Genomic DNA, 22,678 nt, shown 5'->3' with positions numbered 1-22,678 from the left:
CGAACTGCCGTCTGGCCGTTATCTCTTTCAATCTGGTGCAGACTCAGGGTGAAAAAAATCTAAACAATACCGGCCACTGGAGGATTTTAATATAAAAACCACTCATGCGAAATGCTGGCGTTTAAGGCTAAGCCCCTCACTATGAGGATTTATAACCTCTGAAACGCCAACTTTTCTGCCCACTCGCGGAAGGCTTTACCCTGCGTAGGATGGCGCAATCCGTAAGTCACGAATGCCCGCAGATAGCCCATCTTCTCACCGCAATTGAACGACTCACCAACCAATTCAGTGGCCTCTACTATTTGCTGCTGAGTCAGCTCAGCAATAGCATCTGTCAGCTGAATGCGTCCCCAAGCGCCCGGCTCAATTTTCTCGAGAATAGGCCAAATATCCGCAGATAGCACATATCGCCCAACGGCTGAGTAGTTTGATTTTAGCGGAACATCGCGGCCCGGCTTCTCGATTATTGAACTGATACGTGAAGAATCGCCAGGTTGCAGTGCGTTATTCTCACATTCGACAACAGAATACTCACGCAGAGTATGCTCGTCGACCGTTTGAACCAGTATCTGGCTATGGCCCGTTTCTTCGAAACGAGAAATAAGATGCGGCAAATTATCTTTTCTCAGGTCAGCCTTGGCATCGTCAAGCAAAACATCTGGCAACAGAACAACAAATGGCGAATCACCGACCAACGGTTTAGCGCAGAGAACGGCATGTCCCAGTCCTTTTGGTTGCCCCTGGCGAATGTGCATCAGCGTCACGCCTTTTGGCGTTATCGACTGCACTTCATCCAACAGCTGCCGCTTCACACGGGCCTCCAGCATCGCCTCCAGCTCGAATGAGGTATCGAAATGGTTTTCGATGGCGTTCTTGGAAGAATGCGTCACCAGGATGATCTCTTTGATCCCTGCCGCGACGCATTCGTTGACAATGTATTGAATCAACGGTTTATCAACGATTGGCAACATCTCTTTCGGAATCGCTTTGGTCGCCGGCAGCATGCGCATGCCCAATCCGGCAACGGGAATAACCGCTTTCAACTTCGTCATGGTAAACCTCATTCATTCTCGTGTTCGCTCTCAGCCGCGGTGGCGACAACCTGTTACTTTCCCAACGTCTGCTTCAACCAGTGGCTGAAATTCTCACCTTCCGAACCGTGACGCAGACCATATTGCACAAACGCCTTCATATAACCAAGCTTGTCACCGCAATCATGGGATTTACCGCTCATATGGAACGCTTCCACCGTTTGCTCTTTCATCAACATCGCGATCGCGTCGGTCAGTTGAATCTCGTCGCCTGCGCCAGGAGCGGTCTTTTCAAGCAGCGGCCAAATTTCTGCTGAAAGTACATACCGGCCGACAACCGCTAAATTGGAAGGTGCATCCTCACGGGCCGGCTTCTCAACCACCGCCGTCATCGGTGCGCTTTCTCCAGCAGCTATCGTCGCGCCTGCGCAATCTACCACACCATATTTGGACACATCTTGTTCCGGCACCGGTTCAACCATGATTTGGCTATAACCCGTATCATCAAAACGTTGAATCATTTTAGCCAGATTTTCTTTACGCAAATCCGCCGTAGAATCATCCAATAAAACATCGGGTAACAGCACAACGAAAGGAGAATCACCCACCATTGGTTTGGCGCAAAGCACCGCATGCCCCAACCCTTTCGCCTGTCCCTGACGCACCTGCATCACGGTAACATCCGGCGGACAAATACTTTGCACTTCACTCAGGAGCTGACGCTTTACGCGCGCTTCGAGCATGGCCTCCAGCTCAAAAGAAGTGTCAAAATGGTTTTCAATCGCGTTTTTCGATGAATGCGTGACCAATACGATATCTTTAATCCCCGCCGCGACGCATTCAGCAACAATGTACTGGATTAAGGGCTTATCGACCACGGGCAACATTTCTTTAGGAATAGCCTTGGTCGCTGGCAACATACGGGTTCCCAAGCCCGCAACGGGGATCACTGCCTTAAGTCTTGTTTGCATTTTCATTCCAATTCATCGTAGCGCTGCACTCATCTGTGCAGCGTGAACAAGGGGATTCAATCAGGCACGCTACCGCCCTTGGCTTGCAGCTACCAAAGTACTGTATTGACGCATCCAACCACGTCATTGTATGAGCCAGTAATTTTTATGCAAAACGGCACTCATTCTTCGTTTGAACTGTCATGCTGTTCACAAAAAAATAAAAAAATCGGTGCCTTTATAACCAAACGATGCTAGTTACTGCCGTTATATGACTAAGATTCTTATACTAATGCCTAAGTGATACAAGCCTTAGATCCCCCCAGTCAGCCGTTTTCAGAATAAGACTACTCATGCCACATACCGATAAGAATCATAGTTGAAGAAAATTGTTTTAATATTTTGATTTAAATATATTTAATAAGACGTTTCTTTTCTGAGCGCATGGCATCCCGGCAGATATTTGCTCCCTCGGCCCTTGATTCCTTGGGCCACTCGGCGCCGATCGATGTTTACGGCAATACGCCTGTGCTGATCCACGTCCTCCCGATTAAAGTTGAATTTTGCCGCCTCAACGCCCATCATTCCCGTGCGGCATAAGCCGTAGAACTTACAGGTGAAATTGGGCGTATGGAATGGATCGCTGATCCAACAATTTGGGCCGGCCTGGCCACTTTGGTCGTGCTGGAAATCGTGCTGGGTATAGACAACCTTGTCTTCATCGCCATTCTGGCGGACAAACTACCGAAACAACAACGAGATAAGGCCCGTGTCGTCGGTCTGTTGCTGGCGCTGGTCATGCGTCTGGCTCTGCTCGCCTCCATATCGTGGCTGGCGACGCTGACCAAACCGATGTTCATCGTCGCGGAGCACCCCTTCAGCGGCCGCGATCTGATCATGCTGGTCGGCGGGATATTCCTGCTGTTCAAAGCCACCATGGAGCTCAATGAGCGGCTGGAAGGCAAGGATGAAGAGCAGCATGGCGCGCGCAAAGGCGCACGTTTCTGGCCGGTCGTGGCGCAGATCGTGGTGCTGGACGCCGTCTTCTCGCTCGACTCGGTGATCACCGCGGTCGGCATGGTCGATCATCTGGCGGTGATGATGATCGCGGTCTGCATCGCCATCGGCCTGATGCTGCTGGCCAGCAAGCCGTTGACGCGCTTCGTCAACGCTCACCCGACTATCGTTATCCTGTGCCTGAGCTTCCTGCTGATGATTGGCTTTAGCCTGGTGGCGGAGGGCTTCGGCTATCATATTCCGAAAGGCTACCTCTACGCAGCGATCGGCTTCTCGGTAATGATCGAGGCGCTCAACCAGCTGGCGCAGTTCAACCGCCGTCGCTTCCTGTCAAAGGTGCGGCCACTGCGCGAACGCACCGCCGAGGCGGTGTTGCGTATGCTGAGCGGCAAACATGAAGAAGCAGAGGTCGACAGCCATTCCGCCAACCTGCTGGCCGATAGCGACAGCGAAAGCGGCGAGATCTTCAATCAGCAGGAACGGCGCATGATCGAACGCGTACTCGGCATGGCGCAGCGCACGGTCAGCAGCATCATGACCTCGCGTCACGACGTCGAATACCTTGAACTGAACGATCCGCAGGAGAAGCTGACGCAGTTGCTGGAACGTAATCAGCACACGCGCATCGTGGTGGTGGAAAGCAGCGCCAGCGACGAACCGCTGGGCGTTATCCATACTATCGACGTCCTCAAACAGCAATTGGCGCAGGCGCCGCTGGATCTGCGCGCGCTGATACGTCAACCGCTGATCTTCCCGGAGCAGCTCACGCTGTTAAGCGCCCTGGAACAATTCCGTCAGGCGCAGACGCACTTTGCCTTTGTGGTTGATGAGTTCGGCTCCGTCGAAGGCATCGTCACCCTGACGGACGTGATGGAAACCATCGCCGGTAACCTGCCGGAGGCCGGCGAAGAGGTGGACGCACGCCACGACATTCAGCAAAACGAGGACGGCAGCTGGATCGCCAACGGCTATATGCCGCTGGAAGATCTGGTGCTGTACCTGCCGATGCCGCTGGAAGAAAAGCGCGAATACCACACGCTGGCGGGGCTGCTGATGGAGCACAGCCAGCGTGTGCCGCAAGAAGGCGAGCAAATCAGAATCGGTGACTACCTGTTCGAACCGCTGGAGGTCAACAGCCACCGTATCCTGAAGGTGAAGATCACCCCGCCGCCTCCACCGGAGGACTACGAGGTTTAGCATTGAGGCCGGGCATCCCCCGGCCTTTCTTTTACTGGGGAACCAGCAGTTCCGTCGCCACGATCACCACCACCAGCCCGACAATCACTGGCACCGAAGTGCGTTTTACCACGTCGAACGGCGAGATTTTCGCCATGCCGGAAACCGCTACCACCACACCGGAGACCGGTGACAGCGTGCGGCCGAGGTTAGACGCCTGCAGCATCGGGATCACCAGATAGGCCGGATTCACGCCCATCTGCGCCGCCAGTTTCGGGATCAGTTCGACAAACGCATAGAACGGCGCATTGCCGGAACCGGTGGTCATGGCCGCCAGCATGGTGATCACCACCAGCACCAGCATCATGATCAAACCGCCGGTGCCAAACGACTGCGCAAGGCCAATCAGCCCGCTGATAAAGCCGACGGTACTCAGCCCCTGCGCGAAGACACCCGCGGCCACCAGCAACATCACCACGCTGGCAAAAGCATCCGCCATGCCGCGATAGGCTACCTCCAGGCCGCTGAACACTTGTTTGGCGCTGAAGCTGCGCGCAAACTCGATCACGGCCGCCAGCAGCATGCACCCTACCAGCACGGTAATGATGTGCAGCTCCGGCCCCCATTTTCCGTCGAAGATCAGCACGCCAAGGATCGGCGTAAACGGCAATATCGCGTAGAACCCCGGCGCATGCGTTTTGATTTCGCTGACATCCATGATGTGATGCTGTTCATTGTTCTTTTTGTCGAGATAGCGCTGCCAGAAAAAGTGCGCAACGGCCATACAGACGATGGCGGCAATCGAGATAGGCAGCGTGGTTTTGAACGCAAAGTCCACCAGCGGCATCTCCGCCGCCTTGGCTGCCAGCACCACGTCGCCGGAGGTCGGTGCCAGAATAATCGCCGCCGGCGAAGCACAAATGGCCGCCGCCGCCCCGCGGCTAATGCCGACGTTCACCATCAATGGGAACAGCGTCGCCATCAGCAATACGCCGAGGCCGGTGGCGGAAGAGACCGCCAATGACATCAGGCAAGCGACAAAGTATGCCGCCACCATCAGCAGATAAGGCGAGTTGATCATCTGCAACGGGCGTGAGGCCAGCTTGACCACCACGTCGTTGGCGCCGATATGCGTCATGTAGGCGGCAAAGCCGCACAGCATCATGATCATCATGCCCAGATCGCCGCCACGGCTCATCAGCAAAATCTTGACGTATTCGATCATGTCGGTCGCGCGCCAGCCGGTTGAGGTGGCGCCGGACGGCAACAGCGTTTTCCCCATCAGGGCACTGATGCCGAGCAGCAGCAGCCCCCCCACCAACAAAACGCCGGTAGCGGAATATCCCTTGATGATGTAACGGCCCACGCCCGCCGCGACTGCGGCGCCAATAAGAAGCTCTATCATGTTTCCTCAACTCGTCATGTTTTCGCGCTCAGGCGCATAGTCATAGCAGAACAGCCCTTACTCTGCACAAACTGCGCGCGTGCCTTCATGACCTTCATCAAGGTAACGGAGAGAAATTACCGCGGGAATCTCGATATTGACGCGGGCCACAATGTGGCCCGCGTCGTAGGGATTACAGTTTGTCGAGCAGCTTCTTCAGATCCTGGCCTTCGCGCGAATCCTTGTTCTTTTCAGCCCACTTGTTCAACGCATCCTTGGCCCGATCCTGCAGCGTTTTTCGCAGCACTTGATCGACTTGCAGTTGATAATTCAGCTGTTGCCAAGGCCCGTAAACCCGCAGCGGAATCGGCGTTTTTTGCAGTTGTTCGATCAGCTCGCCGCGCCCTTGCCATCCGCCGGTGACGCGCACGTTAAGCGCCATATCGCACTGCTTGCCCGGCATATCGATGCTGCCGGCGCCGGTCAGCGCCAGCAAAGGAGAATCCGCCGTCAGACCGCTGAGCTTGACCGTGCCTTGATTCAGGCTGGCCTGCGCAGAGACGCTTTTGACCTCGGTATAGCGCTGATAGCTGTCTTGCCCGCGCACGCTGTTATCGTTGCGCGCCACCGCCTGTTGGATCAGTTGCTGAATGTTCAGGCCGTGCAACTGCGCATCCTGCATCGCCAGCTGCGCCGTACCGCGCCAGCGGTGCTCAAATGACTGTGAAGAAAGACGATCGCCGGTCAGATCCCCTTTCATGCTGAATTTGCCGGTCAGCATCTGCGGCATGTCGAAGGCTTTGAGCACCGTGCCGAGTTCAACCTGGTTCAACGTCGGCTGCACGCTGATCACCGGTTTATTACCGCGCGCGTCCAGCGAGCCCGGCAAGGAGAAATCACCGCCGGCCAATTGCCCGACAAGTTTATGCAGCGTCAGTAGGCCGCGTTGATTATCCGCCGCGACGGCTAACTGGGTAACGTTCATACCGCGGTAGGTCAACTGCGCCGCCTGCAGATTCAACTGTGCATTGAAATTGCGCAGCGCTTCCAGGTTCTGCTGCCGATCGTCAACCTGGCTGGCGATCACCGGCGCGGCGGTCACGGCGGGCTGCTCGGCGGTATTAGTGCTGGATTGCCAACCGGAAAGCGCGTCGAGATCGAGATTAGCCGAATTCAGATTCACCACATAGCCAGGCACCGTCCCGAGGCTGGCGCTGATATCGCCGGCCAATTGGCTGTTATTGGCACTGACGTTCAGTTGGCTGATGGCAATCTGCGCTGGCGTGTGCTGATAGACCACCTGTGCATTGCCCTCTCCCTGAATACCGCCATTAAGAATATCCGCGCCCACCAGTTGGTAATTGAACTGAGTCACTTTGGCGCCGATCTGGCGTGGGAACTGCTGTAGATCGACATCGGCCGCCATGCTGAAGGTCAGGTCACGCTGATCGCGGTTAACCCGACTGGAAAGTTCCAGCTGCGCCTGCCGTTTCTCCGTTTGTTGCAGAGTGAGATTGATATCCCGGACATTGATTTGCTCGTTGTCGGCGCGCTGCCAAACCAGCAGGCTGTCCACGACCCGTAGGTTGTCGATATCGAACTTCCAGGCCGCGTCTGCCGCGTCAGTACCGCTACCGGCGGGTGCGATCGGGGCGTCCACCTGAGAGTGCTCTTCACTGTCGGGCGTGAGGCGAATGACGGCATTTTTCAGCATCACCTGTTTAACAAACAGCTGATGCGACAATAGAGGCAATAGTTTGACATCGAGGCGCATGTTTTCCGCGCTCACTACCGGCGCCTTGGCACCCGGCGCGGTCAGCGTCATGCGCCCGGCCAGAATGCTGAGCTGTGGCCAGATATGCCAACGTAGGTCGCCTTCGAGCGTCAGTTGGTAGCCGCTCTTCTGTTCGACCTTTTTGACCATGTAACCGCGAAAATCATTCGGATTGACCAGCAGTACCAGCGCGGACATCCCCGCCACCACGACCACCAATAAAATCGCCAATGTCGTCAGTAATCTTCTCATGCCACCCTCTTGTCAGCGCCACACCGACGGTGCATCCCGCGCCGTTAGTCCTTGTCGATTCGACTGGCTACTGCGCCCTGCTGATCGCGATATTTTGCGTCCTGCCGGCTGTTATAAGGCCGGGCCGCCGGGCCGGACAACGGCTCAAAGCTCAAGGCGCCAATCAGCATCCCCGGCCGCAGCGCCAGCGGCAGCTTGCCGGAGTTGTAAAACTCCAGCACGATGCGCCCATGCCAGCCCGGATCGATACGGTGCGCAGTGACGTGTACCATCAGCCCCAGGCGCGCCAGAGAAGAACGGCCGTCGAGCCACCCCACGAGATCGTCCGGCAACGTCACGGATTCGAACGTCACCGCCAGGGCCAGCTCGCCGGGATGAAGGAAGAACGCTTCGCCTTCCGGCAGGACAATCTCGTCGCTCATCACGCGATCCAACGCGGCGCTGACTTCGTCTTTCGGTCCGCTAAGATCGATAAAAGGCGCGGTATGGCCACTGAACACGCGGAACTGATTGCCCAAGCGGACATCTACTGTGGCCCCGTTGATGCGTTCGAGCGGCGGGCGCGGGGAAATCACCAGTTTCTCGCTATCCAGCCAGGCTTCTATATCGCGGTCACACAGTCTCATGTCTCTCTTCTCCATCAAAACGCATAACTAAACAAAAATTGCCACACAACGGGCGAAAGGTCTACGCCGGGGTGCAAATAGTTGGCCGCCGGCCGGAAATGCACATTTCCGGCCATTAAGGGGCATTATTCAAAGAATTGGCTGATTTTGGCTTTCAGAATATCGATCGCGATGCGGTTTTTGCCACCGCGCGGGACGATGATATCGGCGTATTGTTTGGAAGGTTCGATAAATTGCAGGAACATCGGGCGCACGGTCTTCTGGTATTGCGCCATCACCGAATCCATCGAGCGGCCGCGCTCGTTGACGTCGCGCTTCATGCGGCGCATCAGGCAAATATCCAATGGCGTGTCGACAAAGATCGAGAAGTTCATTTCCTGGCGCAGGCGGATATCCGTCAGCAGCAAGATCCCTTCCAGAATAATGACTTTTTTAGGTTCCAGGTGGACAGTTTCTTTCTTGCGCGTGTGTTCGGTGTAGCTGTACAGCGGCAGCTCGATCGCCTTACCGGCCTTCAGCATCTGCAGATGCTGGAACAGCAGGTTGTGATCCATGGCGCTCGGGTGGTCGTAGTTGGTTTTGACCCGTTCTTCCATGGTCAGGTGAGTCTGGTCTTTATAGTAACTGTCTTCTGGAATAACGCCGATGTGCTCATCGCCGACCTGCTCGCGGAGTTCGCGGTACAACGTGCTGGCGATAAGGCTTTTTCCGGAGGCAGATGCGCCAGCTATACCAATAATGACGCACTGATGCGGATTGTCAGTCATAAAATTAAAGACCTGATTTCATAGTGTGAAGGGGGGAACTAAAACGCGACAATTATAGGGAGTCGCCGGGGTTTGCGCCACTGTATATTGCGCAACGGCGGGCGAATTCGGGCTGTCACGCCACGGGCAAGCGGCATTTTAAGAATCTCACGCCTAGGGCAACGCGCCGTAACGGGTTACACTCCACGGCGCTGACTTTTGCTCCCCGTCCCCTTTCATCGGAGATTGATGTGCTGGATTGGTATTTTCTGACTTTTTTCGGCGACAGCATGCTGCTGCTGCCCTGCGCGCTGATTCTGTTTTTGTTGCTGATCGCGTCTCCCGCCACTCGCGCGGCAGGCTGGCAATGGGCGCTGATCTTCGGTTTCACCGGCGGGCTGGTCTGCCTGTCCAAACTGGCCTTTATGGGCTGGGGCATTGGTAGCGCAAGTTATGACTTCACCGGATTCAGCGGCCATTCAGCCCTCGCGGCAAGCATCTGGCCGCCATTGCTTTGGACGTTGACCGGTCGCTTTTCCCACCCCATACGTAGCATCGCTTTACTGACCGGGTGGATATTACCTTTCGCCATCGGCGTTTCGCGGCTGGAAATTCGCGTGCACTCGGTATCTGAGGTGATCAGCGGGCTGATTTTAGGCTACCTGGCCAGCGCACTGTTCCTGTGGTTGCAGCGGAGCAAAACGCGCCCGCATCTCTCTTGGCCGCACTTCGCCATCGCGCTGGCCTTGCCATTGGCGCTTATGGGACAGCGGCAGCCGGCTCCCACCCAGGGATTGCTGGAGCATATCGCCAAAACGCTGGCACAGATCGAACGTCCTTATACCCGGGCAGATTTGCACAACCCTGCCCGCATCCTATAAAAAACCCGGCGTTTAAGCCGGGTTCTTGCATTGCGATAGGCTGATTACAGCGCGCGGAACGCAATCTCTGTCGGGATCGCCTCGCCCTGCCAATACATCTGCGCAGCCACACGGCCGGCCAATTGACGATACATGTCGGCGAATTCGCTGTCCGGTCGGCTGATCACCGTCGGCGTACCGCGATCCAGATCTTCACGCAGCGAAATATGCAACGGCATCTGCCCCAGCAGACGACTGTTGTATTTCTGCACCAGCTTCTCGGCGCCACCGGTGCCGAAAATCGGCTCATGGTGACCGCAGTTGCTGCAGATATGCACGCTCATGTTCTCCACGATGCCCAGCACCGGCACATGCACTTTCTCGAACATCACGATGCCCTTGGCGGCATCCAGCAAAGCGATATCCTGCGGGGTGGTAACCACCAGTGCGCCGGTCACCGGAATGTTCTGCGACAGCGTCAGCTGAATGTCGCCGGTACCCGGCGGCATGTCCAGCACCAGATAATCCAGATCCGGCCACAGCGTATCCTGCAACAGCTGCATCAGCGCCTTACTGGCCATCGGTCCGCGCCACACCATAGCATTGTCGTCGGTCACCAGATAGCCGATAGAGTTGGTCGCCAGGCCGTGCGCCATGATTGGTGCCATATGTTGACCGTCCGGCGAAGTCGGCCGCTCGTGTTCGGTGCCCAGCATATTGGGGATCGACGGGCCGTATATGTCGGCGTCCAGAATGCCGACCTTGGCCCCTTCGGCGACCAGCGCCAGCGCCAGGTTGACGGCGGTGGTGGATTTCCCCACCCCGCCTTTACCGGAGCTGACGGCGATGATATTGCGCACGCCTTTGATACCGGCCTGGCCGTTGGCACGCTTCAGCGTCGTGATATCGTGTTTAAGCTTCCAATCGATGGCGCTGGCGCCGGTCACGCGCAGCAGCTCGGGGCCAACGCTTGCCTGCAGCGCTTCAAAGCCGCTCAGCCAGGCAAACGGCATCGTCAGTTCGATATGCAGCACATCGTCCAGCAACGCGCAGTGATGGATAGCCTTCAATGCGGTCAGGTTGTTTTTCAACGTCGGGTGTTCAAAGGCGGCCAGTACACCGGTCACCAGGGCGCGCAGAACTTCGGGGTTGGTCTGCTCAGGGGATTTTGCGTTCATCCCGGCTCCTTGATTTTGAATGGGTAGCTTCCGGCTAAGCATATCAGAACTGCCCGGCGGCTGGCGCGTATAACCTGCAAGAAACCGCCCTAGCAGCGAAGAGCGCGATCGGTTAACATCGAAGGCCCTTTTATTCATTACAGAAAGCAAGTTCTCACTATGGCTCAAGTCGCGAAAAAATTATTGGTGACGTGCGCGCTACCGTACGCAAATGGTTCCATCCATCTCGGCCACATGCTCGAGCACATCCAGGCGGATATCTGGGTGCGTTACCAACGAATGCGCGGCCACGAAGTGCATTTCATTTGCGCGGACGACGCGCACGGCACGCCGATCATGCTGAAAGCGCAGCAGCTGGGCGTAAAACCGGAAGAAATGATCGCGCAGATGAGCCAGGAGCACCAACAGGATTTCGCCGGCTTTGGCATCAGCTATGACAACTATCACTCGACCCATAGCGATGAAAACCGTGAGCTGTCCACCCTGATTTACAGCCGCCTGAAAGAAAACGGTTTTATCAAGAACCGCACCATTTCTCAGCTGTACGATCCGGAGAAAGGCATGTTCCTGCCGGACCGTTTCGTGAAGGGCACCTGCCCGAAATGCAAATCGCCGGACCAATACGGCGACAACTGCGAAGTGTGTGGCGCCACCTACAGCCCGACGGAACTGATCGATCCGAAGTCCGTGGTTTCCGGCGCGACGCCGGTAATGCGCGACTCCGAGCACTTCTTCTTCGATCTGCCGGCCTTCAGCGAAATGCTGCAGGCGTGGACGCGCTCCGGCGCGCTGCAAGAGCAAGTGGCGAACAAGATGCAGGAGTGGTTCGAATCCGGCCTGCAGCAGTGGGACATCTCCCGCGATGCGCCTTACTTCGGCTTCGAAATCCCGGATGCGCCGGGCAAATACTTCTACGTCTGGCTGGACGCACCGATCGGCTACATGGGTTCCTTCAAGAACCTGTGCGACAAACGCGGCGATCTGGACTTCGACGAGTTCTGGCGCAAAGACGCCACCACCGAGCTCTATCACTTCATCGGCAAGGACATCGTCTACTTCCACAGCCTGTTCTGGCCGGCGATGCTGGAAGGCAGCAACTTCCGCAAACCGACCAACCTGTTCGTACACGGTTACGTGACGGTGAACGGCGCCAAGATGTCCAAGTCGCGCGGCACCTTCATCAAGGCCGGCACCTACCTGCAGCACCTCGACGCCGACTGCCTGCGCTATTACTACGCCGCCAAGCTCTCTTCACGCATTGATGACATCGATCTCAATCTGGAAGACTTCGTGCAGCGCGTGAACGCCGACATTGTCAACAAGGTGGTGAACCTCGCTTCGCGCAACGCCGGCTTTATCAACAAGCGCTTCGGCGGCAAGCTGGCCGACAGCCTGGCCGATCCGGCGTTGTACCAGACCTTCGTCGACGCGGCGCAGAGCATCGCCGAAGCTTACGCCAGCCGCGAGTTCAGCCGCGCGATCCGCGAAATCATGGCGCTGGCCGATCTGGCCAACCGTTACGTGGATGAGCAGGCACCTTGGGTGGTGGCGAAGGAAGAAGGCCGCGATGCCGATCTGCAGGCCATCTGCTCGATGGGCATCAACCTGTTCCGCGTGCTGATGACTTACCTGAAGCCGGTACTGCCTTCACTGACCGAACGCGCCGAAGCGTTCCTCAACGCCGAGCTGAGCTGGGACGCAATCCCGCAACCGCTGCTGGGCCACCAGGTGAACGCATTCAAAGCGCTGTTCAACCGTATCGATCTGGATAAGGTCAGCGAGATGGTCAACGCCTCGAAGGAAGACATGGCCGCCGCCAAACCGGTGACCGGTCCATTGGCCGATGATCCTATTCAGGAAACCATCACCTTCGACGACTTCGCCAAGGTAGACATGCGCATCGCTCTGATCAAGAGCGCCGACTTTGTCGAAGGCTCCGACAAGCTGCTGAAACTACAGCTGGATCTGGGCGGCGAACTGCGCCAGATCTTCTCCGGCATTCGCTCCGCTTACCCGGATCCGAAAGCGCTGGAAGGCCGTCTGACCATCATGGTCGCCAACCTGGCGCCGCGCAAAATGCGTTTCGGCGTTTCGGAAGGCATGGTGATGGCGGCGGGCCCTGGCGGGAAAGAGATCTTCCTGCTGAGCCCGGACAGCGGCGCGCAGCCTGGTATGCAGGTCAAATAACCGCACCGGTGCGTAACATCGAGGGTCGAGCTTGCTCGGCCCTTTTTTAATGTCTCAAACCCGACGTTATAAGCAGTAAGAAAAAGTCATAACCGCTCTGATTCCCTCGCCTGCCGCATCTCGCTATGATGCTCCGCAACAACAAATAGACGTCCAGACAGAAAGACTGCTATAACAGACCTTCACCGGGATCGTTTCCCTGCTTTTTGGAGCCTATAATAATGAAAAACGTCAAGACTTCGCTGCTCGCCCTCAGCCTGCTGGCTGCCCTGCCGCTGCAGGCAGCGGAAAACGCCGCCGTGCCAGCTGCCATCGCTCAGCATCAGGGGTCGGTGCGCATCGCGGTGATCCGCAACCTTGGTTCCGACGACAACACCACGCAATTTTTGGCGGGTGCCATCCAGGAAGGACGCAAGCTGGGCTTCAAGGTTGACACCTTCCTCAGCAACGGCGACGACGCGCGCTTCCAGGACTTCGTCAACCAGGCTATCAGCCAGAAATATGACGGCATCATTCTCTCACAGGGGCGAGCCCCCTATTCCACCGAGCTGGTTAAACGCATCGCGGCAGCCGGCATCGCCGTCGCGGCGTTCGATACCGACGTCAGTGGCAGCGTTCCCGGCGTCACCGTCTCGCAGCAGGACGACGCTTCGCTGGCCAACGCCTCCTTCGGCCAGTTAGTGAAGGATTTCAACGGCCAGGCCAACATCATCAAACTCTGGGTAGCCGGCTTCCCACCAATGGAACGCCGCCAGGCCGCCTATCAGCAGCTGCTGAAACAGCATCCGGGCATTCACGAGCTGGAATCGATTGGCGCGGTTTCATCCGACGTGCAGGGCGATACCGCCAACAAGGTGGGCGCGGTGCTGGCGAAATACCCGAAAGGCAAGATCGACGCCATCTGGGGCACCTGGGACGCCTTCACTCAGGGCGCTTACAAAGCGTTGAAAGAGAACGGCCGCACCGAGATCAAGCTGTACAGCATCGATATCTCCAACCAGGACTTGCAGCTGATGCGCGAAGCCGGCAGCCCGTGGCAGGTCAGCGTGGCGGTGGATCCGAAGCTTATCGGCGCAGTCAACGTGCGCCTGGTGGCCAACAAGATCGCCGGGGAAAGCACGCCGGACAGCTATCAGTTCAAAGCGACGGTCATTCCGCAGGCGCTGCTGCTGGCGCAGCCGGGGCCGGTCAACGTCGCCGGGCTGGCGAAGATCATCCCCGGCTGGGGCAGCAGCAGCGACTTCGTGCAACCGTGGTTCGCCACGCTGCAGGCCGAACACGGTAAATAATGCTGTTTTTGACGAGGCTGCCGACGCAGCCTCTGTTTTTAAACTAATTTTCGGCTTCCCCCTTCCGTCCTCGCCAAAATACGCTATGTTATCTGCATCGCCCAATAACTGTATGCATAAACAGGCTTCGAATGAAGGGATTCCCCTCGCTGATTAACATGCTGCTGGCCAGTTCGCTGGTGTTGACCATCGGCCGCGGCGTGACGCTGCCGTTCATTACCATCTACCTCACCGAGCATTTCCATCTGCTGCCGAAGAGCGTGGGCGTGATCCTGGGCGTCAGCCTGACCCTCGGCATCCTTGCCAGCCTGTACGGCGGCTATCTAGTGGACAAATTCAGCAAGAACCGCCTGATCCTGCTGTCGATTGTATTGTTTGCGCTGAGCTTCTTCGCCATTCCCTGGATCCCGCGCCCCGGCGGCGTGATCGTGGTGCTGGCCATCTTGCATACCTGTTATTCGGTGCTGAGCATCACCATTAAGGCCTGCTTCGCCGACGGGTTGCCGGTTGAGCAGCGCATCAAGGCTTTTTCAATCAACTACACGCTGGTCAACGTCGGCTGGGCGATCGGTTCTGCGCTCGGCGTTCTGGTGGCCGGGCTTAGCCCGCTGCTGCCGTTTTACCTGTCGGGCGGGTTGGCGCTGGCGACGGTGGCGGCGCTAAGCCTGCGCTTGCGCGGTCGGCAACAGCGCGCAACGCCAGCCGCCGCACCGGCCGCGCTCCCCAACTTCCGCCAGACGCTGACTATCCTGCGGAGCGATCGGCGGCTTATCTACTTCACCCTCGGCAGCACCCTGGGCGCCGTGGTGTTCGGTCAGTTCACCGGCTATCTGTCGCAGTATCTGATCACCGTCTCCAGCGCCGAGTTCGCCTACAAAATCATCGGGCTGGTGATGATCGTCAACGCCAGCATCGTTATCGCCCTGCAATACCTGCTCAGCCGCGGTATGCGCCAGGAAAACATGCTGCGCTGGCTGGTGCTGGGCACGCTGTTTTTCATCGTCGGGCTGCTCGGTTTCATGGCGGCCGGCCAGGCGGTCTGGCTGTGGCTGGCGGCGATGGCGGTGTTTACCCTCGGCGAAATCATCGTGATCCCGGTGGAATACATGTTCATCGACTTTATCGCGCCCCCGCACCTGAAAGGCAGCTACTATGGAGTACAGAATCTCAGCGCGCTGGGCGGTGCCATCAACCCGGTACTGTGCGGAGTGCTGCTCAGCTATGCCGCGCCGCCGTTAATGTTCGTGATGCTGGTCGGCGCCGCGCTGCTCAGCCTGCTGTTTTTCTTCCTCGGCCACCGGCTGGCAGAACACGCGGCGGCAGCGGCCGAAGACACGCGCTGAACCCGCGCGTGGCAGCCATTGCGGGCTGTCAACCCGCCGATCGGGTATGGCACCCATAGCGATAATTCATGGTGCGATCTGTGGCATGGCTCACAGTTTAATTGTATGATGAATGCAGCAATTAAACGGGGAAAGACAATGGCCAACGTGCTCACACTGTGCTGGAAATACCTGAGAGCCCTGCTCCTCATCTACCTGTGTCTGTTCGTCGGCAATGCAGTGGCGGCGCTGCTGCCGTTCGCCATTCCCGGCAGCATTCTCGGCATGCTGCTGCTGTTCGCCCTGCTCTCGACCCAGATTATGCCGGCCAAATGGGTTAAACCCGGCTGCCATTTGCTGATCCGCTATATGGTGCTGCTGTTCGTGCCTATCGGCGTCGGGGTGATGAAATACTACGATCAGATCGTCGCGCATCTGGGCCCGCTGGTCATCTCTTGCCTCATCAGCACGCTGATGGTGCTGGTGGTGGTCGGCTATACCTCACACTATTTTCACCGCGAGCGCCGCATCGCCGGTAAGCCCGACGACACGGAGGGCAACCCATGATCCATGAAATCTGGTGGTCGCTGCCGCTGACGCTGGCGGTCTATTTCGCCGCGCGCTGGCTGGCGCGCAAGCTGAACATGCCGCTGCTCAATCCGCTGCTGGTTTCCATGGCGGTGATCATCCCGCTGCTGCTGCTCACCGGCATCCCCTATGAGCGCTACTTTCAGGGCAGCAAAATCCTCAACGATCTGCTGCAGCCGGCGGTTGTCGCACTGGCCTTCCCGCTGTATGAACAGCTGCACCAGATCCGCGCGCGCTGGAAGTCGATTATCGCGGTGTGCTTCATCGGCAGCCTGACCGCCATGATCAGCGGCGGCGCCATCGCCCTGTGGCTGGGCGCCACGCCGGAAATCGCCGCCTCTATCCTGCCGAAATCGGTCACTACGCCAATCGCCATGGCCGTCGCGGACTCGCTCGGCGGTATTCCGGCGATCAGCGCAGTCTGCGTCATTTTCGTCGGTATCCTCGGCGCCGTGTTCGGCCATACGCTGTTCAACCTGTTGAAAATCACCACCCACTCTGCGCGCGGCCTGGCGATGGGCACCGCATCCCACGCGCTGGGCACCGCACGCTGCGCGGAGATGGACTACCAGGAAGGCGCATTCGGCTCGCTGGCGCTGGTGATCTGCGGCATCATCACCTCACTGCTGGCGCCGTTCCTGTTCCCGGTGCTGCTGCATCTGTTCGGCTGAATACGACGAAACTTGCGATACATCTCGCATTTATTTATTTCATTGCATTAATTTCACCAATTAAGAGACATTAATCACACTTTAATGTCTCTGGCCTGCCTAGAATGTTACCCCGTTAACTCGTAGAGAGACCTTCTATGCATCCGCGTTTTCACACCGCTTTCAGCGCACTGCCCGCGACACTGCAATCCGCCCTGCGGCCCTATCTGGACGCGCCTGACTTTCCGGCGATGTTCACGGCCGAGCAAGCGGCGGCGATCCGCACAGGTTGCGGGCTGGACGATGATGCGCTGGCATTCGCGCTGCTGCCGCTGGCGGCGGCCTGCTCGTTAACCCCGATATCGCATTTCCACGTCGGCGCCATCGCGCGCGGGCAAAGTGGCAACCTCTATTTCGGCGCCAATATGGAATTCAGCGGCGCACCGCTGCAGCAAACCGTGCATGCGGAACAGTGCGCGGTTACCCATGCCTGGCTGCGCGGTGAATCGGCGCTGGCCTCGGTCACCGTCAATTACACGCCGTGCGGTCATTGCCGCCAGTTTATGAATGAGCTGAACAGCGGCGGCGAACTGCAGATCCGTCTGCCGGGCCGCGCGCCGGCTACGCTGGCGGACTATCTGCCGGACGCCTTCGGCCCGAAAGATCTGGATATCGCTTCGCTGCTGATGGACAAGGTCGATCACGGTCACCAGCTGGCGCTGGACGACGCACTGACACAGGCGGCACTGGCGGCGGCCAATCAGAGTCACGCACCGTACAGCAACGCCCACAGCGGCGTGGCGCTGGAAACGACAGACGGCATTATCTATGCCGGCCGTTATGCGGAAAACGCCGCCTTCAACCCTAGCCTGCCGCCGCTGCAGGCCGCGCTGATCCTGCTGAACCTCTCCGGCGGCGATTGCCTGAACATTCGCCGCGCCGTACTGGTCGAGCCGCAGGAGGCGATCCTCAGCCAGTGGGACGCCACCCGCGCCACTCTGGCAGCGCTGGGCTGCCAGAACGTCAGCCGCGCCACTTTCTAAGCGCACCGCGGCGGGGCCATCCGGTTCCGCCGTTAACAGCCCCGCCCGCCAAATACAATGCCCCGACGCCGCAAGAAACACTTTCTTTAGTTAAAAAATCATTTGATTGTCGATAATTACGCCAACCTGGTTCATCATCTGGCAACAAATGCTGTACATCTTCTCTTTATCTCTTAGGATCGTCGGCAATAAAGTTATCTGATACGTGAAGAGTAAAACTGATGGAACTAGAATACGAAAGCAAACGCCCGCTCTACATCCCTTACGCCGGCCCGATTCTGCTGGAATTTCCGCTGCTGAACAAAGGCAGCGCTTTCACCGAGGAAGAACGTAGCCACTTCAACCTGCACGGCCTGCTGCCGGAAGCGGTGGAGACCATCGAAGAACAGGTGGAACGCGCCTACCGTCAGTATCAGGATTTCAAGAACGATAACGATAAGCACATCTACCTGCGCAACATCCAGGACACCAACGAAACCCTGTTCTATCGCCTGCTGGACTCGCACCTGAGCGAGATGATGCCAATCATCTACACCCCGACCGTCGGCGAGGCCTGTGAGCACTTCTCCGATATCTATCGCCGCGCGCGCGGGCTGTTCATCTCCTACCCGAACCGCGATCGCATCGATGACATGCTGCAAAACGCCACCAAGCAGAACGTCAAGGTGATCGTGGTGACCGACGGCGAACGCATTCTCGGCCTGGGCGACCAGGGCATCGGCGGCATGGGCATTCCCATCGGCAAGCTGTCGCTGTATACCGCCTGCGGCGGCATCAGCCCGGCCTATACCCTGCCGGTGGTGCTGGACGTCGGCACCAACAATCCGCAGCGCCTCAACGATCCGCTGTACATGGGCTGGCGCCATCCGCGCATCTCCGGCGAGGAGTACCACGCCTTCGTCGAAGAGTTTATTCAGGCGGTCAAACGCCGCTGGCCGAACGTGCTGCTGCAGTTCGAAGACTTCGCACAGAACAACGCCACCCCGTTGTTGAACCGCTATCGCGACGAGATCTGCTGCTTCAACGATGACATTCAGGGCACTGCCGCGGTGACCCTCGGCAGCCTGATCGCCGCCAGCCGCGCCGCCGGCAGCCAGCTGCGCGATCAGACCGTCACCTTCCTCGGTGCCGGTTCCGCCGGCTGTGGCATCGCCGAGCAGATCATCGCGCAGATGAAGTCCGAAGGGTTGAGCGAAGACGAAGCGCGCGCCCGCGTATTCATGGTCGACCGCTTCGGCCTGCTGACCGACAAACTGCCGAACCTGCTCGATTTCCAGAGCAAGCTGGTACAGAAGAGCGACAACCTGACCGGTTGGGAAACCGCCAGCGACGCCATCTCGCTGCTGGACGTGGTGCGCAACGCCAAGCCGACCATTCTGATCGGCGTTTCCGGCCAGCCGGGGCTGTTTACCGAAGAGCTGATCCGCGAAATGCACAAACACTGCGAACGCCCTATCGTGATGCCGCTGTCCAACCCGACCTCGCGCGTGGAAGCCCGCCCAGAAGACATCATCAACTGGACCGACGGCGCCGCCCTGGTCGCGACCGGCAGCCCGTTCGCACCGGTGAGCTATAAAGAGCAGCTGTACCCGATCGCCCAGTGCAACAACTCCTACATCTTCCCGGGGATTGGCCTCGGCGTGCTGGCCTCCGGCGCCACCCGCGTCACCGACGCTATGCTGATGGCCGCCAGCCGCGCGCTGGCGGACTGTTCGCCGCTGGCCACCGACGGCCACGGCGCACTGCTGCCGAATATCGACGATATTCAGGGCGTGTCGAAGTGCATCGCCATGGAAGTGGGTAAAGCGGCGCAGCTACAGGGTGTGGCGATCGTCACCTCCGAAGACGCGCTGTCGAAAGCCATCGAGCACAACTTCTGGCGGCCGCAGTACCGCAGCTACAAACGCACCTCGTTCTGATCAACGCGCTGAAATGACCCAGCCCGGCTCCGCCGGGCTTTTTTGTGCGGCAAAACCGCCGAAAAATGCGGCGTTGCGCGTGCTTCAGGCGGTTCGCGTCTTGCGTCGATCGGTCAGGTAAAGTAGCCTTGATCCATCTTTTTCAGCCCGGCGCGCGTAAGGCAACAACATGTGGAAACGCCTGATCATCAGCCTGTTCATCATCATTGCGGTGTTGATGGGTTCGGCTATTGCGCTCGATCGCTGGATCAGCTGGAAAACCGCGCCTTACGTCTACGACGAACTGCAGGAGCTGCCGCACCGCCAGGTTGGCGTGGTGCTCGGCACGGCCAAGTATTACCGCACCGGGGTGATCAACCAGTACTACCGTTACCGCATTCAAGGGGCGATCAACGCCTATAACAGCGGCAAGGTGAAATACCTGCTGCTGAGCGGCGACAATGCCCAGCAAAGCTACAACGAACCGATGACCATGCGTCGCGATCTGATCGCCGCCGGCGTGGCGCCGAGCGATATCGTGCTGGACTACGCCGGCTTCCGCACTCTAGACTCCATCGTGCGCACCCGCAAAGTGTTCGACACCAACGATTTCATCATCATCACCCAGCGTTTCCACTGCGAGCGCGCGCTGTTCATCGCCTTGCACATGGGCATTCAGGCGCAGTGCTACGCGGTGCCGTCGCCGAAGGACATGATGACGGTGCGCGCCCGCGAGATCTTCGCTCGCCTGGGTGCGCTGACCGATCTGTACATCCTCAAGCGCGAGCCGCGCTTCCTCGGCCCGCTGATCCCGATCTCCGCCATGCACACCGTGCCGGAAGACGCCCAGGGTTATCCCGCCGTGTCACCGGAACAGTTGGTTGAGCTGGAGCACAAGCTGAAAGAAGAGAAACAGAAAGCCAAACAGCCTTAATCATCCGGCAGAGGGTTTTACACGCGTCCCCAGCAATACGCTAAAAGGGCGTATTATCCGAGAAATACGCAGTGTTAACGAATACCGGATGATTTGCGTAAAGCACTCTCTACGTACGTTGACAGCTTATTGCGACATAGAAAGCGGCGATGCCCTTCTGCCTCCGCCGAATGAACTATTCAAACGATCCAGTTCAATGAAAAGGACCATCAAATCATTGCTGTCCAGTCCAATCAGGGCGAGTTCCTGTACCAGTGATTGCAAGAGCAATTGTTTGCGGGCATCAGGGGAACCAGAGGAAAGCATGGCTTCAATCAACACGAAGTTAGCGCTGCGGGGGGATTCCAGATCGGGATAAGTGGGGTCCACATATAAATCGTCTTCCCCAAGACGGATAAAGCGCTGGAATTGATCGTTCGCAGGATAGCCGGTTTTTACTACCGCCGCGTGAATAGCTGATGAAATTCTTTTCTTATCAAGCGTATTACGACTTTTCAGCGTAATGGTAAATACAGGCATAGTTTGCTCCCTGAGAACGGTAGATAAAAGCAGTTTACTGGCTTCATGTCATGTGGGTAGCCCGAAAACTGTGTCACGCTGTAACCAACCCAACCTCAAGATCGGGCAATTCCCTTACCCGAAACAACCCAGCCAGCCATTGCCAAATAATGCCTTACTGTTTTGCTGCGCCCTGCCTCCTAGAATGCAACAAGGCCGGCAATAGGCCGGCCTTGTTGTCTGTACTGCGGTAAACCTACTTCTTCTTGGCGTATTTCAACGAGTCCAACGCCACGGCGAAGATGATGATGCTGCCCTTGATGATGTATTGCCAGTACGGGTTGATGCCGATATAGGTCAGGCCGTAGTTGATGACGGTAAAGATGATCACCCCGGTCACCACGCCCCACACCGTACCCACCCCGCCGGCAAATGAGACGCCCCCCACCACGCAGGCGGCGATGGCATCCAGCTCATACATAAAGCCGAGGTTATTGGTGGCGCTGCCGATGCGCCCCGCTTCCAGCAAGCCGCCGAAGGCGTAGAACACGCCGGACAGCGCATAGATCATGATCAGGTTCAACGGCACGTTGACGCCGGACACCTTAGCCGCTTCCGGGTTGCCGCCGATGGCGAAGATGTTCTTGCCGAAGCGGGTCTTGGTCCACAGGATCCAGACGAATATGATGGCGATCAGCGCGTAAAAAGTAATGTACGACAGCTTAAAGTCGCCGAAGCGCAAGAAGCCCTGGGCAAAGGTGGAAAACTTCGGATCGAAACCCGCGACCGGCGACGCGCCGACCGAATCGTAATACAGCGAGTTGATGCCGTAGACGATGATCATGGTGCCTAAGGTGGTGATGAACGGCGTCACGTTGAGATAGGCGATAATCAGGCCGTTAACCAGGCCGATCACCGCGCCGACCGCACACACCAGCAAGATGACCAGGGGAATCGACCAGGTTTCCATGTGCGGGAATACCTTGTTGACGTTATCCATCGACTGCAGCAGCGTGGCCGCCACCACCGCCGCCAGCCCCACCTGCCGCCCGGCGGACAGGTCGGTGCCCTGAGTCACGATCAATCCCGCCACGCCCAGCGCGATGATGATGCGCACCGAAGACTGCGTCAGGATGTTGCTCAGGTTCATCAGGCTAAGGAAGGTAGGATCCTGAATGATGATGATGGCCAACAGCACCAGCAACACCACGTAAATGCCGCCTTCCTTGAAATAGGTAAATAAGGTTTTTTTATTTAGCGCGTTCATAATTCCGA

General features: G+C 57.7%; 19 protein-coding genes. 10 read left to right on the top strand and 9 right to left on the bottom strand.

Translation table 11 applies throughout. The features are described 5' to 3' along the window. Positions 1-149: 149 nt before the first annotated feature. Complete coding sequence (locus GUC32_RS07505; RefSeq protein WP_043142447.1) at positions 150-1,052, bottom strand: sugar phosphate nucleotidyltransferase; 903 nt, start codon at positions 1,050-1,052, stop codon at positions 150-152. Positions 1,053-1,105: 53 nt separating this feature from the next. Beyond that, on the bottom strand, positions 1,106-2,002 hold the full coding sequence (gene galU, locus GUC32_RS07500) for a UTP--glucose-1-phosphate uridylyltransferase GalU (protein ID WP_049205978.1): 897 nt from the start codon (positions 2,000-2,002) through the stop codon (positions 1,106-1,108). A 609-nt stretch (positions 2,003-2,611) separates the two neighbouring features. On the opposite strand from galU, the gene GUC32_RS07495 reads away from it, so the two are divergent. Continuing rightward, complete coding sequence (locus GUC32_RS07495) at positions 2,612-4,195, top strand: TerC family protein (protein WP_025302162.1); 1,584 nt, start codon at positions 2,612-2,614, stop codon at positions 4,193-4,195. 31 nt (positions 4,196-4,226) lie between these two features. Here the strand turns inward: GUC32_RS07495 and dcuC are convergent, their stop codons facing one another. From dcuC to udk, 4 genes are all read right to left on the bottom strand, one after another. Next, the gene (gene dcuC, locus GUC32_RS07490) at positions 4,227-5,579 is read right to left on the bottom strand and encodes an anaerobic C4-dicarboxylate transporter DcuC (protein WP_099817592.1); all 1,353 of its coding nucleotides are present in this window, start codon (positions 5,577-5,579) and stop codon (positions 4,227-4,229) included. 172 nt (positions 5,580-5,751) lie between these two features. Beyond that, a complete protein-coding gene (gene asmA / locus GUC32_RS07485) occupies positions 5,752-7,584 on the bottom strand; it encodes an outer membrane assembly protein AsmA (protein WP_151429150.1) in 1,833 nt (610 codons plus the stop codon). 44 nt (positions 7,585-7,628) lie between these two features. After that, positions 7,629-8,210, bottom strand: a complete 582-nt coding sequence (gene dcd / locus GUC32_RS07480) for a dCTP deaminase (protein WP_019454407.1) — start codon at positions 8,208-8,210, stop codon at positions 7,629-7,631. A gap of 125 nt (positions 8,211-8,335) precedes the next feature. Continuing rightward, on the bottom strand, positions 8,336-8,977 hold the full coding sequence (udk, locus tag GUC32_RS07475; protein WP_004938922.1) for a uridine kinase: 642 nt from the start codon (positions 8,975-8,977) through the stop codon (positions 8,336-8,338). Between the two features lie 230 nt (positions 8,978-9,207). Between udk and GUC32_RS07470 the strand changes: the two genes are divergently transcribed. Further along, a complete protein-coding gene (locus tag GUC32_RS07470; protein WP_025302159.1) occupies positions 9,208-9,837 on the top strand; it encodes a phosphatase PAP2 family protein in 630 nt (209 codons plus the stop codon). 44 nt (positions 9,838-9,881) lie between these two features. Here GUC32_RS07470 and apbC read toward each other — a convergent pair whose 3' ends face one another. Beyond that, a complete protein-coding gene (gene apbC, locus GUC32_RS07465; protein ID WP_043142439.1) occupies positions 9,882-10,994 on the bottom strand; it encodes an iron-sulfur cluster carrier protein ApbC in 1,113 nt (370 codons plus the stop codon). 159 nt (positions 10,995-11,153) lie between these two features. Here apbC and metG point away from each other — a divergent pair, with 159 nt between their 5' ends. From metG to sanA, 8 genes are all read left to right on the top strand, one after another. Beyond that, positions 11,154-13,181 carry a methionine--tRNA ligase gene (gene metG, locus GUC32_RS07460; RefSeq protein ID WP_043142437.1) on the top strand — a complete coding sequence of 676 codons (2,028 nt, stop codon included), beginning with the start codon at positions 11,154-11,156 and terminating at the stop codon, positions 13,179-13,181. A gap of 221 nt (positions 13,182-13,402) precedes the next feature. Beyond that, positions 13,403-14,470, top strand: coding sequence for a sugar ABC transporter substrate-binding protein (locus GUC32_RS07455; RefSeq protein ID WP_043142433.1), 1,068 nt, complete (start codon positions 13,403-13,405; stop codon positions 14,468-14,470). Positions 14,471-14,601: 131 nt separating this feature from the next. Beyond that, the gene (locus GUC32_RS07450) at positions 14,602-15,813 is read left to right on the top strand and encodes an MFS transporter (RefSeq protein WP_025302155.1); all 1,212 of its coding nucleotides are present in this window, start codon (positions 14,602-14,604) and stop codon (positions 15,811-15,813) included. Positions 15,814-15,951: 138 nt separating this feature from the next. Next, positions 15,952-16,359, top strand: a complete 408-nt coding sequence (locus GUC32_RS07445) for a CidA/LrgA family protein (protein WP_025302154.1) — start codon at positions 15,952-15,954, stop codon at positions 16,357-16,359. Further along, entirely contained in the window at positions 16,356-17,051 is a 696-nt protein-coding gene (locus GUC32_RS07440) for a CidB/LrgB family autolysis modulator (RefSeq protein WP_019454415.1), read from the top strand. The genes GUC32_RS07445 and GUC32_RS07440 overlap by 4 nt, the downstream gene beginning before the upstream one ends. A gap of 137 nt (positions 17,052-17,188) precedes the next feature. Beyond that, the gene (gene cdd, locus GUC32_RS07435; protein ID WP_025302152.1) at positions 17,189-18,073 is read left to right on the top strand and encodes a cytidine deaminase; all 885 of its coding nucleotides are present in this window, start codon (positions 17,189-17,191) and stop codon (positions 18,071-18,073) included. Positions 18,074-18,294: 221 nt separating this feature from the next. After that, positions 18,295-19,992 (top strand): NAD-dependent malic enzyme, encoded by a 1,698-nt coding sequence (locus GUC32_RS07430; RefSeq protein WP_025302151.1) that lies wholly within the window; start codon positions 18,295-18,297, stop codon positions 19,990-19,992. A 169-nt stretch (positions 19,993-20,161) separates the two neighbouring features. Next, entirely contained in the window at positions 20,162-20,905 is a 744-nt protein-coding gene (gene sanA, locus GUC32_RS07425) for an outer membrane permeability protein SanA (RefSeq protein ID WP_004938948.1), read from the top strand. A gap of 126 nt (positions 20,906-21,031) precedes the next feature. On the opposite strand, the gene GUC32_RS07420 is transcribed toward sanA, so the two are convergent. Continuing rightward, complete coding sequence (locus GUC32_RS07420) at positions 21,032-21,424, bottom strand: tautomerase family protein (protein WP_043142430.1); 393 nt, start codon at positions 21,422-21,424, stop codon at positions 21,032-21,034. Between the two features lie 235 nt (positions 21,425-21,659). Further along, the gene (gene mglC, locus GUC32_RS07415; RefSeq protein WP_004938953.1) at positions 21,660-22,670 is read right to left on the bottom strand and encodes a galactose/methyl galactoside ABC transporter permease MglC; all 1,011 of its coding nucleotides are present in this window, start codon (positions 22,668-22,670) and stop codon (positions 21,660-21,662) included. Positions 22,671-22,678 lie beyond the last annotated feature (8 nt).

It is taken from the genome of Serratia sp. NGAS9 (genome assembly GCF_009905295.1).
Classification (GTDB): domain Bacteria; phylum Pseudomonadota; class Gammaproteobacteria; order Enterobacterales; family Enterobacteriaceae; genus Serratia; species Serratia bockelmannii.
This window is presented reverse-complemented; position numbering and strand designations above follow the sequence as displayed.

Bases quoted from the DNA above. Each gene is read 5' to 3' on its own strand.
- udk (WP_004938922.1), bottom strand. From the start codon at position 8,977: ATGACTGACAATCCGCATCAGTGCGTCATTATTGGTATAGCTGGCGCA.
- GUC32_RS07430 (WP_025302151.1), top strand. From the start codon at position 18,295: ATGGAACTAGAATACGAAAGCAAACGCCCGCTCTACATCCCTTACGCC.
- metG (WP_043142437.1), top strand. From the start codon at position 11,154: ATGGCTCAAGTCGCGAAAAAATTATTGGTGACGTGCGCGCTACCGTAC.
- asmA (WP_151429150.1), bottom strand. From the start codon at position 7,584: ATGAGAAGATTACTGACGACATTGGCGATTTTATTGGTGGTCGTGGTG.
- GUC32_RS07420 (WP_043142430.1), bottom strand. From the start codon at position 21,424: ATGCCTGTATTTACCATTACGCTGAAAAGTCGTAATACGCTTGATAAG.
- GUC32_RS07450 (WP_025302155.1), top strand. From the start codon at position 14,602: ATGAAGGGATTCCCCTCGCTGATTAACATGCTGCTGGCCAGTTCGCTG.
- GUC32_RS07495 (WP_025302162.1), top strand. From the start codon at position 2,612: ATGGAATGGATCGCTGATCCAACAATTTGGGCCGGCCTGGCCACTTTG.
- sanA (WP_004938948.1), top strand. From the start codon at position 20,162: ATGTGGAAACGCCTGATCATCAGCCTGTTCATCATCATTGCGGTGTTG.
- GUC32_RS07505 (WP_043142447.1), bottom strand. From the start codon at position 1,052: ATGACGAAGTTGAAAGCGGTTATTCCCGTTGCCGGATTGGGCATGCGC.
- dcuC (WP_099817592.1), bottom strand. From the start codon at position 5,579: ATGATAGAGCTTCTTATTGGCGCCGCAGTCGCGGCGGGCGTGGGCCGT.
- GUC32_RS07445 (WP_025302154.1), top strand. From the start codon at position 15,952: ATGGCCAACGTGCTCACACTGTGCTGGAAATACCTGAGAGCCCTGCTC.
- apbC (WP_043142439.1), bottom strand. From the start codon at position 10,994: ATGAACGCAAAATCCCCTGAGCAGACCAACCCCGAAGTTCTGCGCGCC.
- mglC (WP_004938953.1), bottom strand. From the start codon at position 22,670: ATGAACGCGCTAAATAAAAAAACCTTATTTACCTATTTCAAGGAAGGC.
- galU (WP_049205978.1), bottom strand. From the start codon at position 2,002: ATGCAAACAAGACTTAAGGCAGTGATCCCCGTTGCGGGCTTGGGAACC.
- cdd (WP_025302152.1), top strand. From the start codon at position 17,189: ATGCATCCGCGTTTTCACACCGCTTTCAGCGCACTGCCCGCGACACTG.
- dcd (WP_019454407.1), bottom strand. From the start codon at position 8,210: ATGAGACTGTGTGACCGCGATATAGAAGCCTGGCTGGATAGCGAGAAA.
- GUC32_RS07440 (WP_019454415.1), top strand. From the start codon at position 16,356: ATGATCCATGAAATCTGGTGGTCGCTGCCGCTGACGCTGGCGGTCTAT.
- GUC32_RS07455 (WP_043142433.1), top strand. From the start codon at position 13,403: ATGAAAAACGTCAAGACTTCGCTGCTCGCCCTCAGCCTGCTGGCTGCC.